The following is a 14,432-nucleotide window of genomic DNA, read 5'->3' as shown; positions in this document are numbered from 1 at the left end:
AGGTTAATCGCCAATATCTTTTTAACTTTCATCGATTACACCTATTTTTGCCCCGCAAAATAAGGGCATGCGTAACCGTTATTTCAAAACGGCTCGGGTATGATTTTAGTGTTTTATACAGGTATCCTATGAACTACGATTTTAATGCGATAGAAGAGAAATGGCAAACCTATTGGGCCAAGAATCAAACATTTAAGGCTTCCTCACCCGATGCCTCTCAAGGAGGGGAGCCTTTAAAACCTAAATACTATGTGTTGGATATGTTTCCGTATCCCTCTGGTGCAGGGCTTCATGTAGGTCATCCTTTGGGCTATATCGCCAGTGATATTTATGCCCGTTACAAAAGGCATAAAGGCTTTAATGTGCTGCACCCGCAAGGGTATGATTCTTTTGGCCTCCCGGCAGAGCAGTATGCCATACAAACGGGACAGCACCCTGCTATAACCACTGCTGAAAATATCAAGACCTACAGGCGACAATTGGACCAACTGGGATTTTCTTTTGATTGGAGCAGGGAAGTACGCACCTCCGACCCAAAATATTACAAATGGACACAGTGGATCTTTATTCAGTTGTTCAACTCCTGGTACAACAAAGAGACGGATAAAGCAGAGGATATATCCACTTTGATTTCCATGTTCGAATCCGATGGAAATAGTAAAGTCAATGCCGTTTGTGATGATGCCATCGAAAAATTCACAGCAGTAGATTGGAAGTCGTATTCAGATACAGTAAAGCAAGAAATCCTTTTAAAATATAGGCTAACCTATTTGGCCGAAAGTGAAGTAAACTGGTGTCCGGCATTGGGTACCGTTTTGGCCAATGATGAGATCGTTAACGGAGTCTCCGAACGTGGCGGCCATCCGGTCATCCGAAAGAAGATGACGCAATGGAGTATGCGGATCGCTGCCTATGCCCAACGCTTATTGGATGGATTGGACAAAATAGATTGGCCGCAGCCGCTTAAAGATTCGCAAACGAATTGGATAGGTAAATCGGTGGGGGCTAGCGTTACGTTCCATGTGCTTGCTGAGAATAAAACAGTACAACATAGTATTGATGTGTTTACAACGAGACCCGATACCATTTTCGGAGTTTCCTTCATGACATTAGCGCCAGAGCATGAATTGGTGGCGCAAATAACTACGGATGCACAAAAAGCCGAGGTCGAGGCTTATGTAGAAGCTACGGCAAAACGCTCCGAGCGAGATCGTATGGCCGATGTGAAGACTATTACCGGTGCCTTTACCGGGGCGTATGCGGAACATCCATTTACCAAAGAACCCATTCCTATTTGGATAGGCGATTACGTATTGGCCGGTTACGGTACAGGGGCGGTCATGTCCGTTCCCTGCGGCGATCAGCGCGATTATGATTTTGCGAAACATTTTAATATCCCGATCCCAAATATTTTTGAAGGTGTCGATATTTCGGAAGAAGCATTTGCTGACAAGGATAAGACAATCATCGCGAATTCCGATTTTTTGAACGGCCTTGGACAAAAAGAGGCCAGTACATTGGCCATTGAACGATTGGAGGCCTTAGGACAGGGAGAAGGCAAGATCAATTATCGCTTGCGCGATGCGGTTTTTAGTCGCCAAAGGTATTGGGGAGAGCCTTTCCCGGTATATTATGATGCCGATGGAATGCCGCAGATGCTCGACCAAAAGTTTCTACCCTTGGAATTACCGGAGGTGGATAAGTATTTACCCACCGAAACCGGTGAACCGCCCTTAGGCAATGCCAAGGAATGGCATTGGTTGCAATATGGCGATGAAGGAAAGGTGGTATCCGAGGAAGAATACAATAATTCCTCCCCAGAAGAAAGGTTGGGAGGGCCTTTGGAGCTGAACACCATGCCCGGTTGGGCCGGAAGTTCCCAGTATTTTAACCGCTACATGGATCCCCATAACGACGAAGAGATCTTTTCCCAAGAGGCGATTAACTATTGGCAGGATGTGGACTTATATATAGGCGGCAGCGAGCACGCCACGGGCCATTTGTTGTACTCCCGTTTTTGGCAAAAGTTCATGTTCGATAAAGGCTTAGTGCCCAAAGACGAGTTTGCGAAGAAGTTGATCAATCAAGGGATGATAACGGGGACAAGTGCTTTTGTTTATTCTATAGTTGAATATCCGGAATTCATGGTTTCTAATGCGGTTTATAAAAATTATAATAACCCAAGTAGTAGATTAGAAACTTTAAAATTCATTCAAAGTTTTACAGGTCAGGATTTAACTGCAATTCAATTAAATCCGATTAGGGTTGATGTGAAATATGTAAACGCATCAAATGAAATTGATATTCCTGAATTTCGTAGATGGATGAAAGAGTTCAACCTTGATTATTTAAAATTTATTGTTTCAAAAGAGGAACAAAAGAGAGATGTGGTTACGGTTCATCGCGAGGTCGAAAAAATGTCCAAATCCAAATACAACGTCGTGAATCCAGATGCTATATGTGAGGAATACGGGGCAGACAGTTTACGCTTGTACGAGATGTTCCTGGGGCCTTTGGAGCAATCAAAACCTTGGAACACGGCAGGTATTACGGGAACACATTCCTTCTTAAAAAAATTATGGCGTTTGTATCATTCAGGACCGGATAATACATTTTTCGTGACCGATTCCCCGGCCTCGGGAGGGGGCGAGGGGGAGGTCGGTCTGAGTGGGCCATCCGCAGAGAGCCTAAAGACACTGCATAAAACCATCAAAAAAGTGGAAGAGGATATCGAGAATTTTAGCTTTAACACTTCGGTTTCTACCTTTATGATTTGTGTGAACGAGCTATCGAGCCAAAAATGTACAAGTCGTGCTATTCTGGAACCGCTTGCTATTTTGGTATCGCCCTATGCGCCCCATATCGCAGAGGAACTTTGGGAAAAACTAGGGCATAGGGAATCTATTTCCACCGCTCCTTTCCCAAAATTCGAATCTAGCTATTTGGTAGAGCGTAACAAGGAATACCCTATTTCCTTTAACGGTAAAATGCGCTTTAAGCTGAAATTATCCTTGGACTTATCTAAAGATGAAATAGAGGCCGTAGTTATGGCGCATGAAAAGACCAAGGAGCAATTGCAGGGCAGAACCCCTAAAAAGGTGATTGTAGTACCAGGTAAGATTGTGAATATTGTGGGTTAGGCATAGTTGATTTGTTGGACTTGGTTAAGGATTGCCATAGCTGATCATTATGTGGTAAATAAAAGTAGGATGAGGTTCACGTTTAGGTAAAACCAAATAAATATATGCAAACCACAGAGCTAATTGGTCTGGTAGCTGCCACATTAACGACGGCTGCATTTTTGCCCCAAGTGTATAAAACTTGGGTGCACAAATCCACAAGGGATATTTCCCTTGTGATGTATATGGTGTTGTTAACGGGTACTTTATTGTGGCTTTTTTATGGTGTTCGTATTGCTAGTTTTCCAATTATCCTTGCAAATTCCATTACGGCAGTTCTTCTGTTTCTAATGCTTTTAATGAAAATGAAATATAGATAATTATAATACATACCCCTTGATATTTAGGGGGTATATGTTAAAATAAATAATAATTAAACTAATAACCCCTGTATTTTACCGAGTAATTTTTTATTATAACATTAATTATCACAACTTAGCTGTATAATTTAAAATGATATAATAATGATCGTTGGTATTCCTACAGAAATTAAGAACAATGAAAGTCGGGTAGGGATGACCCCTGCAGGAGTTTTTGAATTGGTAAAGAACAACCATACCGTATATGTGCAGTCCGGAGCAGGGGAGGGCAGTGGTTTTTTTGATGCGGATTACCAACAGGTTGGTGCATCCGTCTTGGAAACGATACAGGAAGTGTATGCTATCGCCGAGATGATCGTAAAAGTAAAGGAACCTATTGCTGAGGAATATGACTTGATCAAAGAAGGGCAGATATTGTTTACTTACTTCCATTTTGCGTCTAGCGAACCGCTTACCAAGGCCATGATCAAACAAAAGGCCATTTGTATTGCTTATGAAACTGTAGAGGATGAGGAAGGAACCTTGCCCCTATTAACTCCAATGTCCGAGGTCGCCGGGAGAATGGCGATTCAGCAAGGCGCAAAATATTTGGAAAAACCCGTTAAAGGACGTGGTGTGCTGTTAGGCGGTGTTCCCGGTGTTGCACCGGGAAGGGTTTTAGTACTGGGAGCCGGTGTAGTTGGCATACAAGCTGCTAAAATGGCAGCAGGTTTGGGTGCCCACGTTACGATCATGGACATTAATATGAAACGATTGCGATATGCAAACGATGTAATGCCGCCCCATGTAGTTACCGAATTCTCTAACGAATACAACATCAGAAAACATATAAAAACTCATGACCTTATTATTGGCGGCGTTTTATTGAAAGGTAAAAAAGCACCGAACTTGATTACGAGGGATATGCTAAAAGAGATGCGGCCCGGAACGGTGATCGTTGATGTGGCGGTAGACCAAGGCGGATGCGTAGAAACCACAAAGCCCACGACCCACGAAGACCCTATTTATATTATAGATGATGTCGTACATTATTCGGTTGCCAATATGCCCGGGGCGGTACCCTATACCTCTACGGTAGCCTTGACTAACGTGACCTTGCCCTATGCGGTACGTTTGGCAAATTTGGGCTGGGAAAAAGCATGTGAAAAGGATGCCAGCTTAAAGAAGGGACTTAATATTGTATCCGGTAAAGTGGTATATCAAGAAATCATAGAGGCTTTTAGCTGGGAAGAAGTTCTCTCGTAAAAGTACATTTTGTCAGTATATTTAGACCTCTCCAGCCCTTTTGTAACGTAAAAAGGGTTTGGCGGGGTTTTTGCTTTGCAAGAGCAGGATTTCGTTTGTAAATCGGAATCTTTACTTATATTTATTTTGAATTTAAATAGTTGAAACGTTATGATGGGATATTATATATTGATAGGTGGTATTGCTTTGGTAAGCTGGTTGGTAAGTAGCCGACTCAAAAGTAAGTTTAAGCATTATTCAAAAGTTCACCTACAAAATGGAATGAGTGGTGCCGAGATAGCACAAAAAATGTTGGACGACCATGGAATCAGGGATGTGCAGGTGGTGTCTACACCAGGGATGTTGACCGACCATTACAATCCAAAGAATAAAACGGTAAACCTAAGTGAGGGGGTTTATAACCAAAGAAATGCTTCGGCAGCAGCTGTTGCCGCGCACGAAGTAGGGCACGCCGTACAACACGCCACTGCTTACGAGTGGTTAGGTATGCGTTCCAAATTAGTGCCTATAGTAAGCGTCACATCCAGTATGTCTACTTGGGTAGTTTTTGGGGGTCTCGCACTCGGGGCTGCTGCAGGAGTTGGTTTAGGATATTACGTTGCAGTTGCCGGTTTGGTAATGATGGGTTTCGCCACCCTGTTCAGTTTTGTAACCTTGCCGGTGGAGTATGATGCCAGTAACAGGGCGTTGGCATGGTTAAAAGATAGGAATATTGTTACTCGAGAAGAGTATAAAGGTTCGGAGGATGCTCTTAAATGGGCCGCAAGAACCTATTTGGTTGCCGCTATCGGTTCCTTGGCTACTTTGGTTTATTGGGGTCTTCAGGTATTTGGCGGAAGGGACTAGTTTTTCTAAAGTAAGGAAAAGAAGTGGTTTAAACTTTTCGCGTTCAAGCGAAAATTAGAAATTTTATGACCATTTGAAGGCTTTTTTGAGTTGCATGGCATAGCTATGGAAAGAAAAAAAGACAGGGCCGAAACAAAAGCCAACAATTTGGCTTTTGAATGAGGAGCCAGCTGCAGCCCGCGGCGAAAAAGAGCATTTTTTTAGCTAACGGAAAAAGTTTAAATGACTTCAAATAGTAAACCTGTTGCCGAGAGCGTAACAGGTTTTTTTATTTTTAGCCAAATTATGTATTGAAACCTCGTTATGGAGTTTCGAGATACTATGAATCCTGGGCTTGCATCGATTTATTATAGCATCGCCATGGTGAAATCGAAAAAAGTAGCACAGCGGTAGCATTCGCAGTAGCTTGGAACTGTAATAGTTTTCTAATTCATATTTTGGGTTTAAGTCGACACGATGTATTTAGAGACAGAACGATTATTTGTGGGGGACCTAAAAATTGAAGATGCCGGTTTTATCTTCGATTTGATGAACGCCCCAGAATGGATCAGCTTTATTGGCGATAAGGGGATTAACTCCATAGAAAAAGCCGGTAAACATATAAATGAATCCTTGTTGAAGGGCTATACAGAAAGCGGACTGGGTATGCGAAAGGTGTGTTTAAAAACAAATAACCAACCTATAGGTATATGTGGGTTCTTACAACGCGACTATTTGGAACATCCAGATATCGGGTTTGCCTTTTTGCCGAAATTTGCACGGCAAGGATATGCTTATGAAACTACCAAATCAATAATGGAATATGGTAGAGATCAGTTGAAATTCAAGAAAATATTTGCCATTTGCCTAGAAACCAATACAAGGTAGGTTCATCTTTTGAAAAAACTGGGATTTATTGAAAACGGTACAATAAGGCCCAATGTAGATGCACACGAATTGATGCTATTTGTGGGCTAGATCGTAATTTGACGATCAATTTGCTGAGCTAGTGATATAAAGGTCTCCGTTCTGGAAACGCCTTCTATCTGCTGGATCTCTTTGTTCAGTACATGCATTAGATGTTCGTTGTCCATACAAAGGATTTTGATCAGGATAGACCAGTTGCCAGTGGTGTAGTGGCATTCCAGTACCTCCGGAATTTTTTCCAACTGTTTTACAGCCCTTGGATTGCTCATGGCCTTGTCCAGATAAATGCCAATATAGGCCATGGTTGTGTAGCCCATAACTTTGGGATTGATTACAAATTTTGATCCTACCAAAAGCCCGGAAGCTTCTAGTTTTCGTAATCTTTGGTGTATGGCGGCACCGGATATCCCTATACTTCGCGCAATTTCCAGTACCGGTTTACGTGCATCCTCCATCAAAAATCTTAGGATTTTTTTGTCTATCCCATCAATTTTGACATTTTGATTAGGTGATTTCATTTTTTACATATCAATTTGAAATCAAAAATAGCTAAAATACCCTAATAGTGTTAGTCAAAAAAAAATATTACGGTGAACAAAATTTTCTTAACTGGCTACAGTATCCGGGTTATAGCCTAAATAGGGTACATGGTGTTCTTTGAAGCTAATCCCATAGTTCTCCAGTTCCTTAAGTATTGGAGTGTAAACCTCGTTTGAAATAGGAATCTGAACGCCAGGTTGGGTTATATTCTTGTTTAATATGAGCAGTGTGGCGATCGCTACGGGAAGTCCTACGGTTTTTGCCATGGCAGTGTAGGTTCGATCCTCGCCAAGCACTACCATATTGGAATCGATCTGTTCTTTTTTGCCGTTAATTTCGTAACCGAACTTATGGTACATGACGATCATGTCCTTGTCCTCCGGGGCTAATGTCCAGCTGTCTTCAAGGATTTTTTGAAGGATTTGAGCCGGAGTGGCATTTTTAAGTCCAATACGTTTTTCAGTGTCAAAAAGATTTAGTTCTGTGAGTTTGTCCCACATAATATCGTCCTGATCTATTTTTAAGTAGTGGCGTAATTTCAGCTCTACGGAGTCTGTTGGCGAGTATGGTAAAAAAAGGTTCACAAACTCCCTATAGGTCATGTTTTCAGAATCCTCTACGGTATAGCTGTCGTCTGTCATACCTAACTGCACGAACATATTCCATGCTTTTGAAAATCCCACCCGTCGCATGGTGCCCCTGTAAATAGTAAGCGCATTTTGTAATCCGTAGGCTTCCTTGTAATTTAAAGAATCTCGGTTGGCATACCCTTCAAAACGGCCATAACCATCAATTTCAAAAAACTCTGTCCTACGAAATAATTTGTGATAGGGTATAAATTTATAAGTTCCTTCTTGTATAAATTTTGCAGCTCCGCCCTGTCCGGCTAAGACTACATTTCTAGGGTTCCAAGTGAATTTGTAGTTCCAAAGATTGTTGTCCGACTCCGGTGCCACCAGGCCTCCGGTAAAGGATTCGAACAATAGAATTTTACCGCCTTTGTCACGAATTCGGTCAATGACTTGCATGGCGCTCATGTGGTCAATACCGGGGTCTAGACCGATCTCGTTCATGAAAACCAGTCCGTTCTCTTTAGCTGCCTCGTCCAGTTCCATTATTTCGGGACTCACATAGGACGCGGTAACCAAGTGCTTTTTGAATTTTATACAGTCTTCTGCAACTTTTATATGAAATCTAGCGGGTAGCATGGAAACTACGATATCTGCATTTTTAATTGCCGCCGCACGTTCCTCATCTTTAAACACATCTAATTCAAGGGCCTTACAGTTAGGATGTGATGCTATTTTTGTTGGAATGGATTCGGGGTTCAAATCCCCAATGGTAAGATGTAAGGACTCACTTATGGATTTATCCAAGAAATAATCTAATAAATATGAGGTGGATTTACCGGCACCTACTACCAAAATTTTTCGCGACATTTTGTATTGCTTACTTTTGTTATAGAACGATGAACTAAGGTATCAAATTGTTACATTTATAAAAAATGGAGAGAATTAAGTTATGAACAAAACAATTTTTGTAACAGCATCCGTTTTAGGTCTGTTGGCTGTTTTATTGGGTGCTTTTGGAGCACATGGGTTACAGAAGATTGTGGACGCCAAGGCCGTTACTAGTTTTGAAACCGGTGTACGCTATCAGATGTACCATGCCTTTTTCTTATATGTGCTGGGCTTTTTGCCAGGTTTGTCCGACCGCGTAAAACAGTCTGTTTTTTATTTGGTAATTGTGGGTATTGTGCTGTTCTCCTTTTCTATTTATCTGTTGGCCATTAATGGTTTGTTTGATTTTGATTTTAAGGTGATTGCATTTATAACCCCTATCGGCGGTACTTTGCTCATTACTGCATGGGGGGTATTGGGCTATAGTATATATAAAGGCAAATAGCTTATGAGGTGGTTTAAACTTTTCGGGTTCAAGCGAAAATTAGATGTTTTTTGAACATTTGAATACTTTTATGAGTTGCATAGCATCGCTACGGAAGGAAAAAAACAGGGCAGAAACAAAAGCATTTGGCTTTTGAATGAGTAGCCGGCTGCAGCACGCAGTGAATAAGGGCGCTTTTTGAGCGAACGGAAAAAGTTTAAATGACTTCTATGGTTCCTTTTAAGGTGTTTAAGGGGTTATCAGTAGTTTTTTTGTCCTTTAAAATATAAATTAGGGTGACCGAAATTCAAATACAAAGGTTTTTTGGAAGAATCGAGCGTTTAAATCTTGAATCAAAACCATCTTTTGGCAAAATGAACGTGAATCAAATGGTTTGTCATTGTGCGGATTTTTACAGAATGGCGAAAGGCGTAAAGAAGGCGAACGAATATGGAAAAATAAACCCTAACGATATAATCGCGATTGCTAAAACAGGTAAATCTGTACCCGCACCAAGCGGATTTGGACAAACTGAAGGTGAGGGAACTACAGCCACTAACTTGGAGAATGATAAGATAATTTTAAAACAACATATTCTGGAATTCTCAAATTTTACGAAAAATTATAAATGCGCTGTTCATCCGTATTTAGGAGAAATTTCAAATAAACGCTGGCATGAACTTGCTGTATATCACCTAAATCATCATTTAAAACAATTTGGGGTTTAAAGGTTTAGTTGGTTTCTTCACAAGATATTCAAGAATGGGAAGGGTTTAAAGGTAAATAGTATGCTAAGAGCCAATGATGGATAGCTATGGTAGATAGCGTATAAAGTATTAGATTTAGGTGCCGTAAAATATCCTTTGACTGCAACGTGGTTCAAAGGTTTTGAATTGACAAAATAGAGGTAGAAATAAGCACAAGCGTAAACTCTTATTACACACAAAAACAACGGGTTTCCTTGCCTATTATATTCTCCATAGGTATATAAATATGAATCGAACAAAATTTATAGGTCGTTTATTGGGGCCGCTATCGTTCTTTTTAATACTATTCTTTTTTCAACCTGTAGGACTTTCACAAGAAGCAAATGCTGTTTTAGCTACTACCGTTTGGATAGCTATATGGTGGATTACAGAGGCCATACCTATTGCAGTTACGGCCTTGTTGCCATTGGTGCTGTTTCCCTTGTCCGGTGGGTTGGAGCTGTCATCTGCCGCTGCTTCCTTTGGGCACAAATATGTATTCCTTTACATGGGCGGGTTCATTATTGCTATTGCTATTGAAAAGTGGAGCCTTCATAAACGTATAGCCTTGACGATTATTAATTTTATAGGTTCGGATGTTCGTAAAATAATTTTGGGCTTTATGGTGGCAACGGCTTTTTTGTCCATGTGGATATCCAATACGGCTACCGCGGTAATGATGCTCCCCATAGGTATGGCGATCATTAAGCAGTTAAGGGATAACCCGGATACCATTGAAGACGAAAACCAGACCTTTGGAAAAGCCTTGATGTTGGCCATAGCCTATAGTGCGTCTATAGGTGGTGTGGCCACGTTGATCGGTACGCCTCCTAATCTAGTTTTGGCAGGGGTAGTTTTAGATACGTATGGTTATGAGATAACTTTTATGCAATGGTTTAGTTTTGGACTGCCTATTTCTATCATCTTGCTGTTTATCTGCTGGAAGTATTTAACGCGGTATGCCTTTCAATTTAAACAAGTTGAATTCCCCGGTGGAAAACAGGAAATAAAACGACAATTGAACCAACTAGGCCCGTTATCCTATGAGGAGAAAATGGTAGCCTTTATTTTTGCCGCTACGGCCTTTTGTTGGATATCCCGTTCCTTTCTGCTTCAGAAATTCTTACCGGCATTGGACGATACTATTATCGCTATATTTTTTGCCATCGTTTTGTTCCTGATTCCCGCCAAGAATAAAAGGGAACAATTGATCAACTGGGAAGAAGCCGTAAAAATGCCGTGGGGCATCATTTTGCTTTTTGGAGGTGGTATGGCATTGGCCAAAGGTTTTGAGGTGAGCGGACTGGCTACTTGGATCGGTGGTCAAATGACGGCGCTTTCCGGTCTGCCTATTTTATTGCTGATCTTGGTACTTGTGGCGGCCGTAAACTTCCTCACCGAGATTACCTCTAATTTAGCGACTACAGCTATGCTTTTACCCGTACTGGCGCCCATGGCGTTGACCATAGACGTGCATCCTTTTGTGTTGATGGTCGGGGCAGCCGTCGCTGCCTCATGTGCATTTATGCTGCCGGTGGCAACGCCACCTAACGCCGTGGTATTTGGCTCCGGGTATTTGCGAATTCCCGATATGGTAAGTAAGGGTCTTTTTATGAACGTAGTATCTATTTTTACGGTAACCCTATTTGTTTACTTTGTTTTACCGGAGTTATGGGGCCTTGTCATAGATACGTTTCCTGATCAGCTGAAAGAATGAAATTTCTATTGATTCCAGACAAGTTTAAAGGATCGTTGACCAGCGAGGAGGTAGCTCGCGCCGTTCAACTTGGGATAGAAAAAGTACAACCAAGAGCGGCTTTCCATAGTATCAAGGCGTCGGACGGTGGCGATGGTTTTTTAAATGCAATTGCGCGGTACAAACCATATATAGGTATCCAAACAGTGGGTGAGGATCCATTGGGTAGAGCAAGGCTATGTAGTTATCTGTACAATCAAGAAGAGTCCGCTGCCTACATAGAACTTGCAAACGCATCGGGTCTGGAATTGCTTAGCGTTAAGGAGCGCGACCCTATGATAACTTCTACTTATGGCACAGGATTGCAGATCAAAGATGCGATTGAAAAAGGCGCACGTAATATCTACGTAGGATTGGGCGGTAGTGCCACGAACGATGGAGGTATTGGAATTGCCGCCGCATTAGGCTTTGTGTTCTTGAACGATGAAGGTAACGTACTGAAACCTATAGGTAAGAACTTGTTACATGTTCGTCACATTGATACTTCCTGTGTTTCCGCCCTATTGAAAGAGGTGTCATTTTTTGCGGTGAACGATGTAACGAACCCTTTATTTGGTGAAGACGGTGCTGCATTTGTTTATGCCCCGCAGAAAGGTGCTTCGGCTAAGGTCATTGTTGCTTTGGACAAAGGCCTCCAAAATTTACACCGGGTGGTAACGCATCTGTTTGGAAGTGATAATTCGGTACTTTCAGGTGCTGGTGCAGCTGGGGGAGCAGCTTATGGACTTAAAAGTTTTCTAAATGCCGAATTCCTGCATGGTATCGACTTTATACTTAAGCTTTCTGAGATTGAGACCACTATGGCATCGGAAACATTTGATTATATTATTACCGGTGAAGGCAGGATAGACGCACAGACCCTTAGCGGTAAACTGGTACAGGGTGTCTTGAGTTTGGGAAAGAAATTTGATATACCCGTAATCGCGGTCTGCGGACAGTTGGATGTTGAGATGACTACGCTAAAGGAAATGGGTATTGCGGATGTAATCGAAATTCAGAATGCCAACAAACCTCTTTCCTATAACCTGAAAAACGCCCAAGATTTACTGATAAAAGCTATGGAAAAATTCTATAAAAGTGCAACTTAAATAGTACATATAATGCAAAATAGCATTTGGAATATAAAGTACGAAAATCTTAAAAAAAGTATTTTATTTTATTAAAATCACAATATAATCGTTTATTTTTCGATTTAAACCTAAACTCTTGTAACATACAACCTGTTATTTTCAATAGTTTTTAGCATCGGATATGGATAGTATAATTCTACCGATATTCTTTTGATTAACGGTTTAAACAAACTTGCTTGAAATATAATTTTAATAGCTTTGCCCAAAATAAATTTCGAATATATGACTGCATCCGACCAGACGACGAAAACGATTTCGTTAAAAGACTATGGTATTACGCACGAGAACATACAGTATCAATTAAGTCCTAGCCAACTACAGTCTATCACTGTAGAAAATAAAATGGGGACGGAAACTGCCAACGGTACTTTGGCCGTGCATACCGGAGAGTTTACGGGAAGGTCTCCGATGGATAGGTTTATTGTAGAGGATACTATTACAAAAGACAAAGTATGGTGGGGTAATATTAATATTCCTTTTTCGGCGGATACCTTTGATGCCCTGCATAAAAAGGTTATTGATTATTTGAACAATAAAGAACTATTTGTTCGCGATTGTTATGCCTGTGCGGATCCGGAATATAAATTGAATATTAGGGTAATAAACGAGTATCCTTGGTCCAACATGTTTGCGTACAACATGTTTTTAAGGCCTACGGATAACGAGTTGGAAAACTTTACTCCCGAATGGACGGTGATAAATGCACCTGGTTTTATGGCAGACCCATCCAAAGACGGTACACGGCAGCATAATTTTGCGATTCTCAATTTTACAAAAAAAATAGCCTTGATAGGTGGCACCGGTTATACGGGGGAAATCAAGAAAGGTATTTTTTCGGCCTTAAATTTTATCCTCCCGGTTGAAAAGAATACCCTGCCTATGCACTGTTCTTCCAATGTGGGAAAAGATGGAGATACCGCTATTTTCTTTGGTTTATCCGGAACAGGAAAAACAACCTTGTCCACAGACCCGAACAGGGAGCTCATAGGCGATGACGAACATGGATGGACCAGTAAGAATACCGTTTTTAATTTTGAAGGTGGGTGTTATGCAAAAGTCATTAACTTATCCGAGGAGCAAGAACCCGAAATTTATGGTGCTATAAAACCTGGCGCGATATTGGAAAATGTGGTTTTGGACGATGCTAAAAATGTTGATTTTACCAATACCTCAATAACACAGAACACGCGCGTTAGTTATCCTATTTATCATATCGATAACATACGAAGACCCTCTATTGGTGAGAACGTTAAGAATATTTTCTTTTTAACTGCAGATGCTTTTGGCGTACTGCCCCCAATTTCAAAGCTTACCCCTAGTCAGGCGGCATATCATTTTATATCCGGCTATACGGCCAAAGTAGCAGGTACCGAGGCGGGTGTTGTAGAGCCCCAACCCTCTTTTTCTGCCTGTTTTGGTGCTCCGTTCATGCCTTTACATCCTACAGAGTATGCAGATATGCTTAGTAAGAAAATGAAGGAGAGCGGTGTAGCGGTATGGTTGGTGAATACGGGTTGGACAGGTGGACCTTACGGCATAGGAACACGAATGAAATTAAAGTATACCAGAGCAATGATCAATGCCGTTTTAAACGGTGATCTAGGATTGTACTCGTATGACAAGTACCACATACATTCTGTTTTTGGGGTTGCACAACCTAGGGAATGCCCAGGTGTGCCAACAGCTGTACTTAGTCCCAGAGCTACTTGGAACAACGATCAAAAATACTACACTACAGCGTTTAAGTTAACGAATGCATTTAGGGAGAATTTTAAGAAGTTTGAAAGTTACGCCAGTGAGGAGATCAGGAGAGGTGGCCCACAGCGTTATGGATTTTAGATAGAATTCGATACCCATAAAAAAACCGGCAGTAGTGCCGG

The 14,432-nt window shown here is 41.4% G+C and carries 12 protein-coding genes; 10 read left to right on the top strand and 2 right to left on the bottom strand.

From position 1 onward, the window contains the following. Positions 1-128 precede the first annotated feature (128 nt). The 5 genes from ACFQZJ_RS15890 (at position 129) to ACFQZJ_RS15870 (ending at position 6,457) form a co-directional block, all read left to right on the top strand. On the top strand, positions 129-3,140 hold the full coding sequence (locus tag ACFQZJ_RS15890; RefSeq protein WP_379935861.1) for a leucine--tRNA ligase: 3,012 nt from the start codon (positions 129-131) through the stop codon (positions 3,138-3,140). A 104-nt stretch (positions 3,141-3,244) separates the two neighbouring features. Then, positions 3,245-3,499: a SemiSWEET family sugar transporter gene (locus tag ACFQZJ_RS15885; RefSeq protein ID WP_379935860.1), complete on the top strand. Its 255-nt coding sequence runs from the start codon at positions 3,245-3,247 to the stop codon at positions 3,497-3,499. 144 nt (positions 3,500-3,643) lie between these two features. Next, complete coding sequence (gene ald / locus ACFQZJ_RS15880; protein WP_379935859.1) at positions 3,644-4,744, top strand: alanine dehydrogenase; 1,101 nt, start codon at positions 3,644-3,646, stop codon at positions 4,742-4,744. 150 nt (positions 4,745-4,894) lie between these two features. After that, positions 4,895-5,590 carry a zinc metallopeptidase gene (locus ACFQZJ_RS15875; RefSeq protein WP_379935858.1) on the top strand — a complete coding sequence of 232 codons (696 nt, stop codon included), beginning with the start codon at positions 4,895-4,897 and terminating at the stop codon, positions 5,588-5,590. A gap of 456 nt (positions 5,591-6,046) precedes the next feature. Continuing rightward, complete coding sequence (locus ACFQZJ_RS15870) at positions 6,047-6,457, top strand: GNAT family N-acetyltransferase (RefSeq protein ID WP_379935857.1); 411 nt, start codon at positions 6,047-6,049, stop codon at positions 6,455-6,457. An 86-nt stretch (positions 6,458-6,543) separates the two neighbouring features. Here ACFQZJ_RS15870 and ACFQZJ_RS15865 read toward each other — a convergent pair whose 3' ends face one another. Together ACFQZJ_RS15865 and ACFQZJ_RS15860 are read right to left on the bottom strand one after the other, a co-directional pair. Then, a complete protein-coding gene (locus tag ACFQZJ_RS15865; RefSeq protein WP_379935856.1) occupies positions 6,544-7,014 on the bottom strand; it encodes an Lrp/AsnC ligand binding domain-containing protein in 471 nt (156 codons plus the stop codon). A gap of 87 nt (positions 7,015-7,101) precedes the next feature. Then, on the bottom strand, positions 7,102-8,475 hold the full coding sequence (locus tag ACFQZJ_RS15860; RefSeq protein WP_379935855.1) for a saccharopine dehydrogenase family protein: 1,374 nt from the start codon (positions 8,473-8,475) through the stop codon (positions 7,102-7,104). A gap of 82 nt (positions 8,476-8,557) precedes the next feature. On the opposite strand from ACFQZJ_RS15860, the gene ACFQZJ_RS15855 reads away from it, so the two are divergent. The 5 genes from ACFQZJ_RS15855 to pckA all read left to right on the top strand — a co-directional run bounded on the left by ACFQZJ_RS15855 (position 8,558) and on the right by pckA (position 14,391). Then, entirely contained in the window at positions 8,558-8,941 is a 384-nt protein-coding gene (locus ACFQZJ_RS15855) for a DUF423 domain-containing protein (protein WP_379935854.1), read from the top strand. Positions 8,942-9,216: 275 nt separating this feature from the next. Beyond that, the gene (locus ACFQZJ_RS15850) at positions 9,217-9,648 is read left to right on the top strand and encodes a hypothetical protein (protein ID WP_379935853.1); all 432 of its coding nucleotides are present in this window, start codon (positions 9,217-9,219) and stop codon (positions 9,646-9,648) included. A gap of 265 nt (positions 9,649-9,913) precedes the next feature. Continuing rightward, entirely contained in the window at positions 9,914-11,383 is a 1,470-nt protein-coding gene (locus ACFQZJ_RS15845; RefSeq protein WP_379935852.1) for an SLC13 family permease, read from the top strand. Continuing rightward, a complete protein-coding gene (locus ACFQZJ_RS15840) occupies positions 11,380-12,510 on the top strand; it encodes a glycerate kinase (RefSeq protein WP_379935851.1) in 1,131 nt (376 codons plus the stop codon). The genes ACFQZJ_RS15845 and ACFQZJ_RS15840 overlap by 4 nt, the downstream gene beginning before the upstream one ends. Positions 12,511-12,774: 264 nt before the next feature. Further along, on the top strand, positions 12,775-14,391 hold the full coding sequence (pckA, locus tag ACFQZJ_RS15835; protein WP_379935850.1) for a phosphoenolpyruvate carboxykinase (ATP): 1,617 nt from the start codon (positions 12,775-12,777) through the stop codon (positions 14,389-14,391). The last annotated feature ends 41 nt before the right edge of the window (positions 14,392-14,432 follow it).

The organism is Maribacter chungangensis, from assembly GCF_042676845.1.
GTDB classification, from domain to species: Bacteria; Bacteroidota; Bacteroidia; order Flavobacteriales; family Flavobacteriaceae; genus Maribacter; species Maribacter chungangensis.
This window is presented reverse-complemented; position numbering and strand designations above follow the sequence as displayed.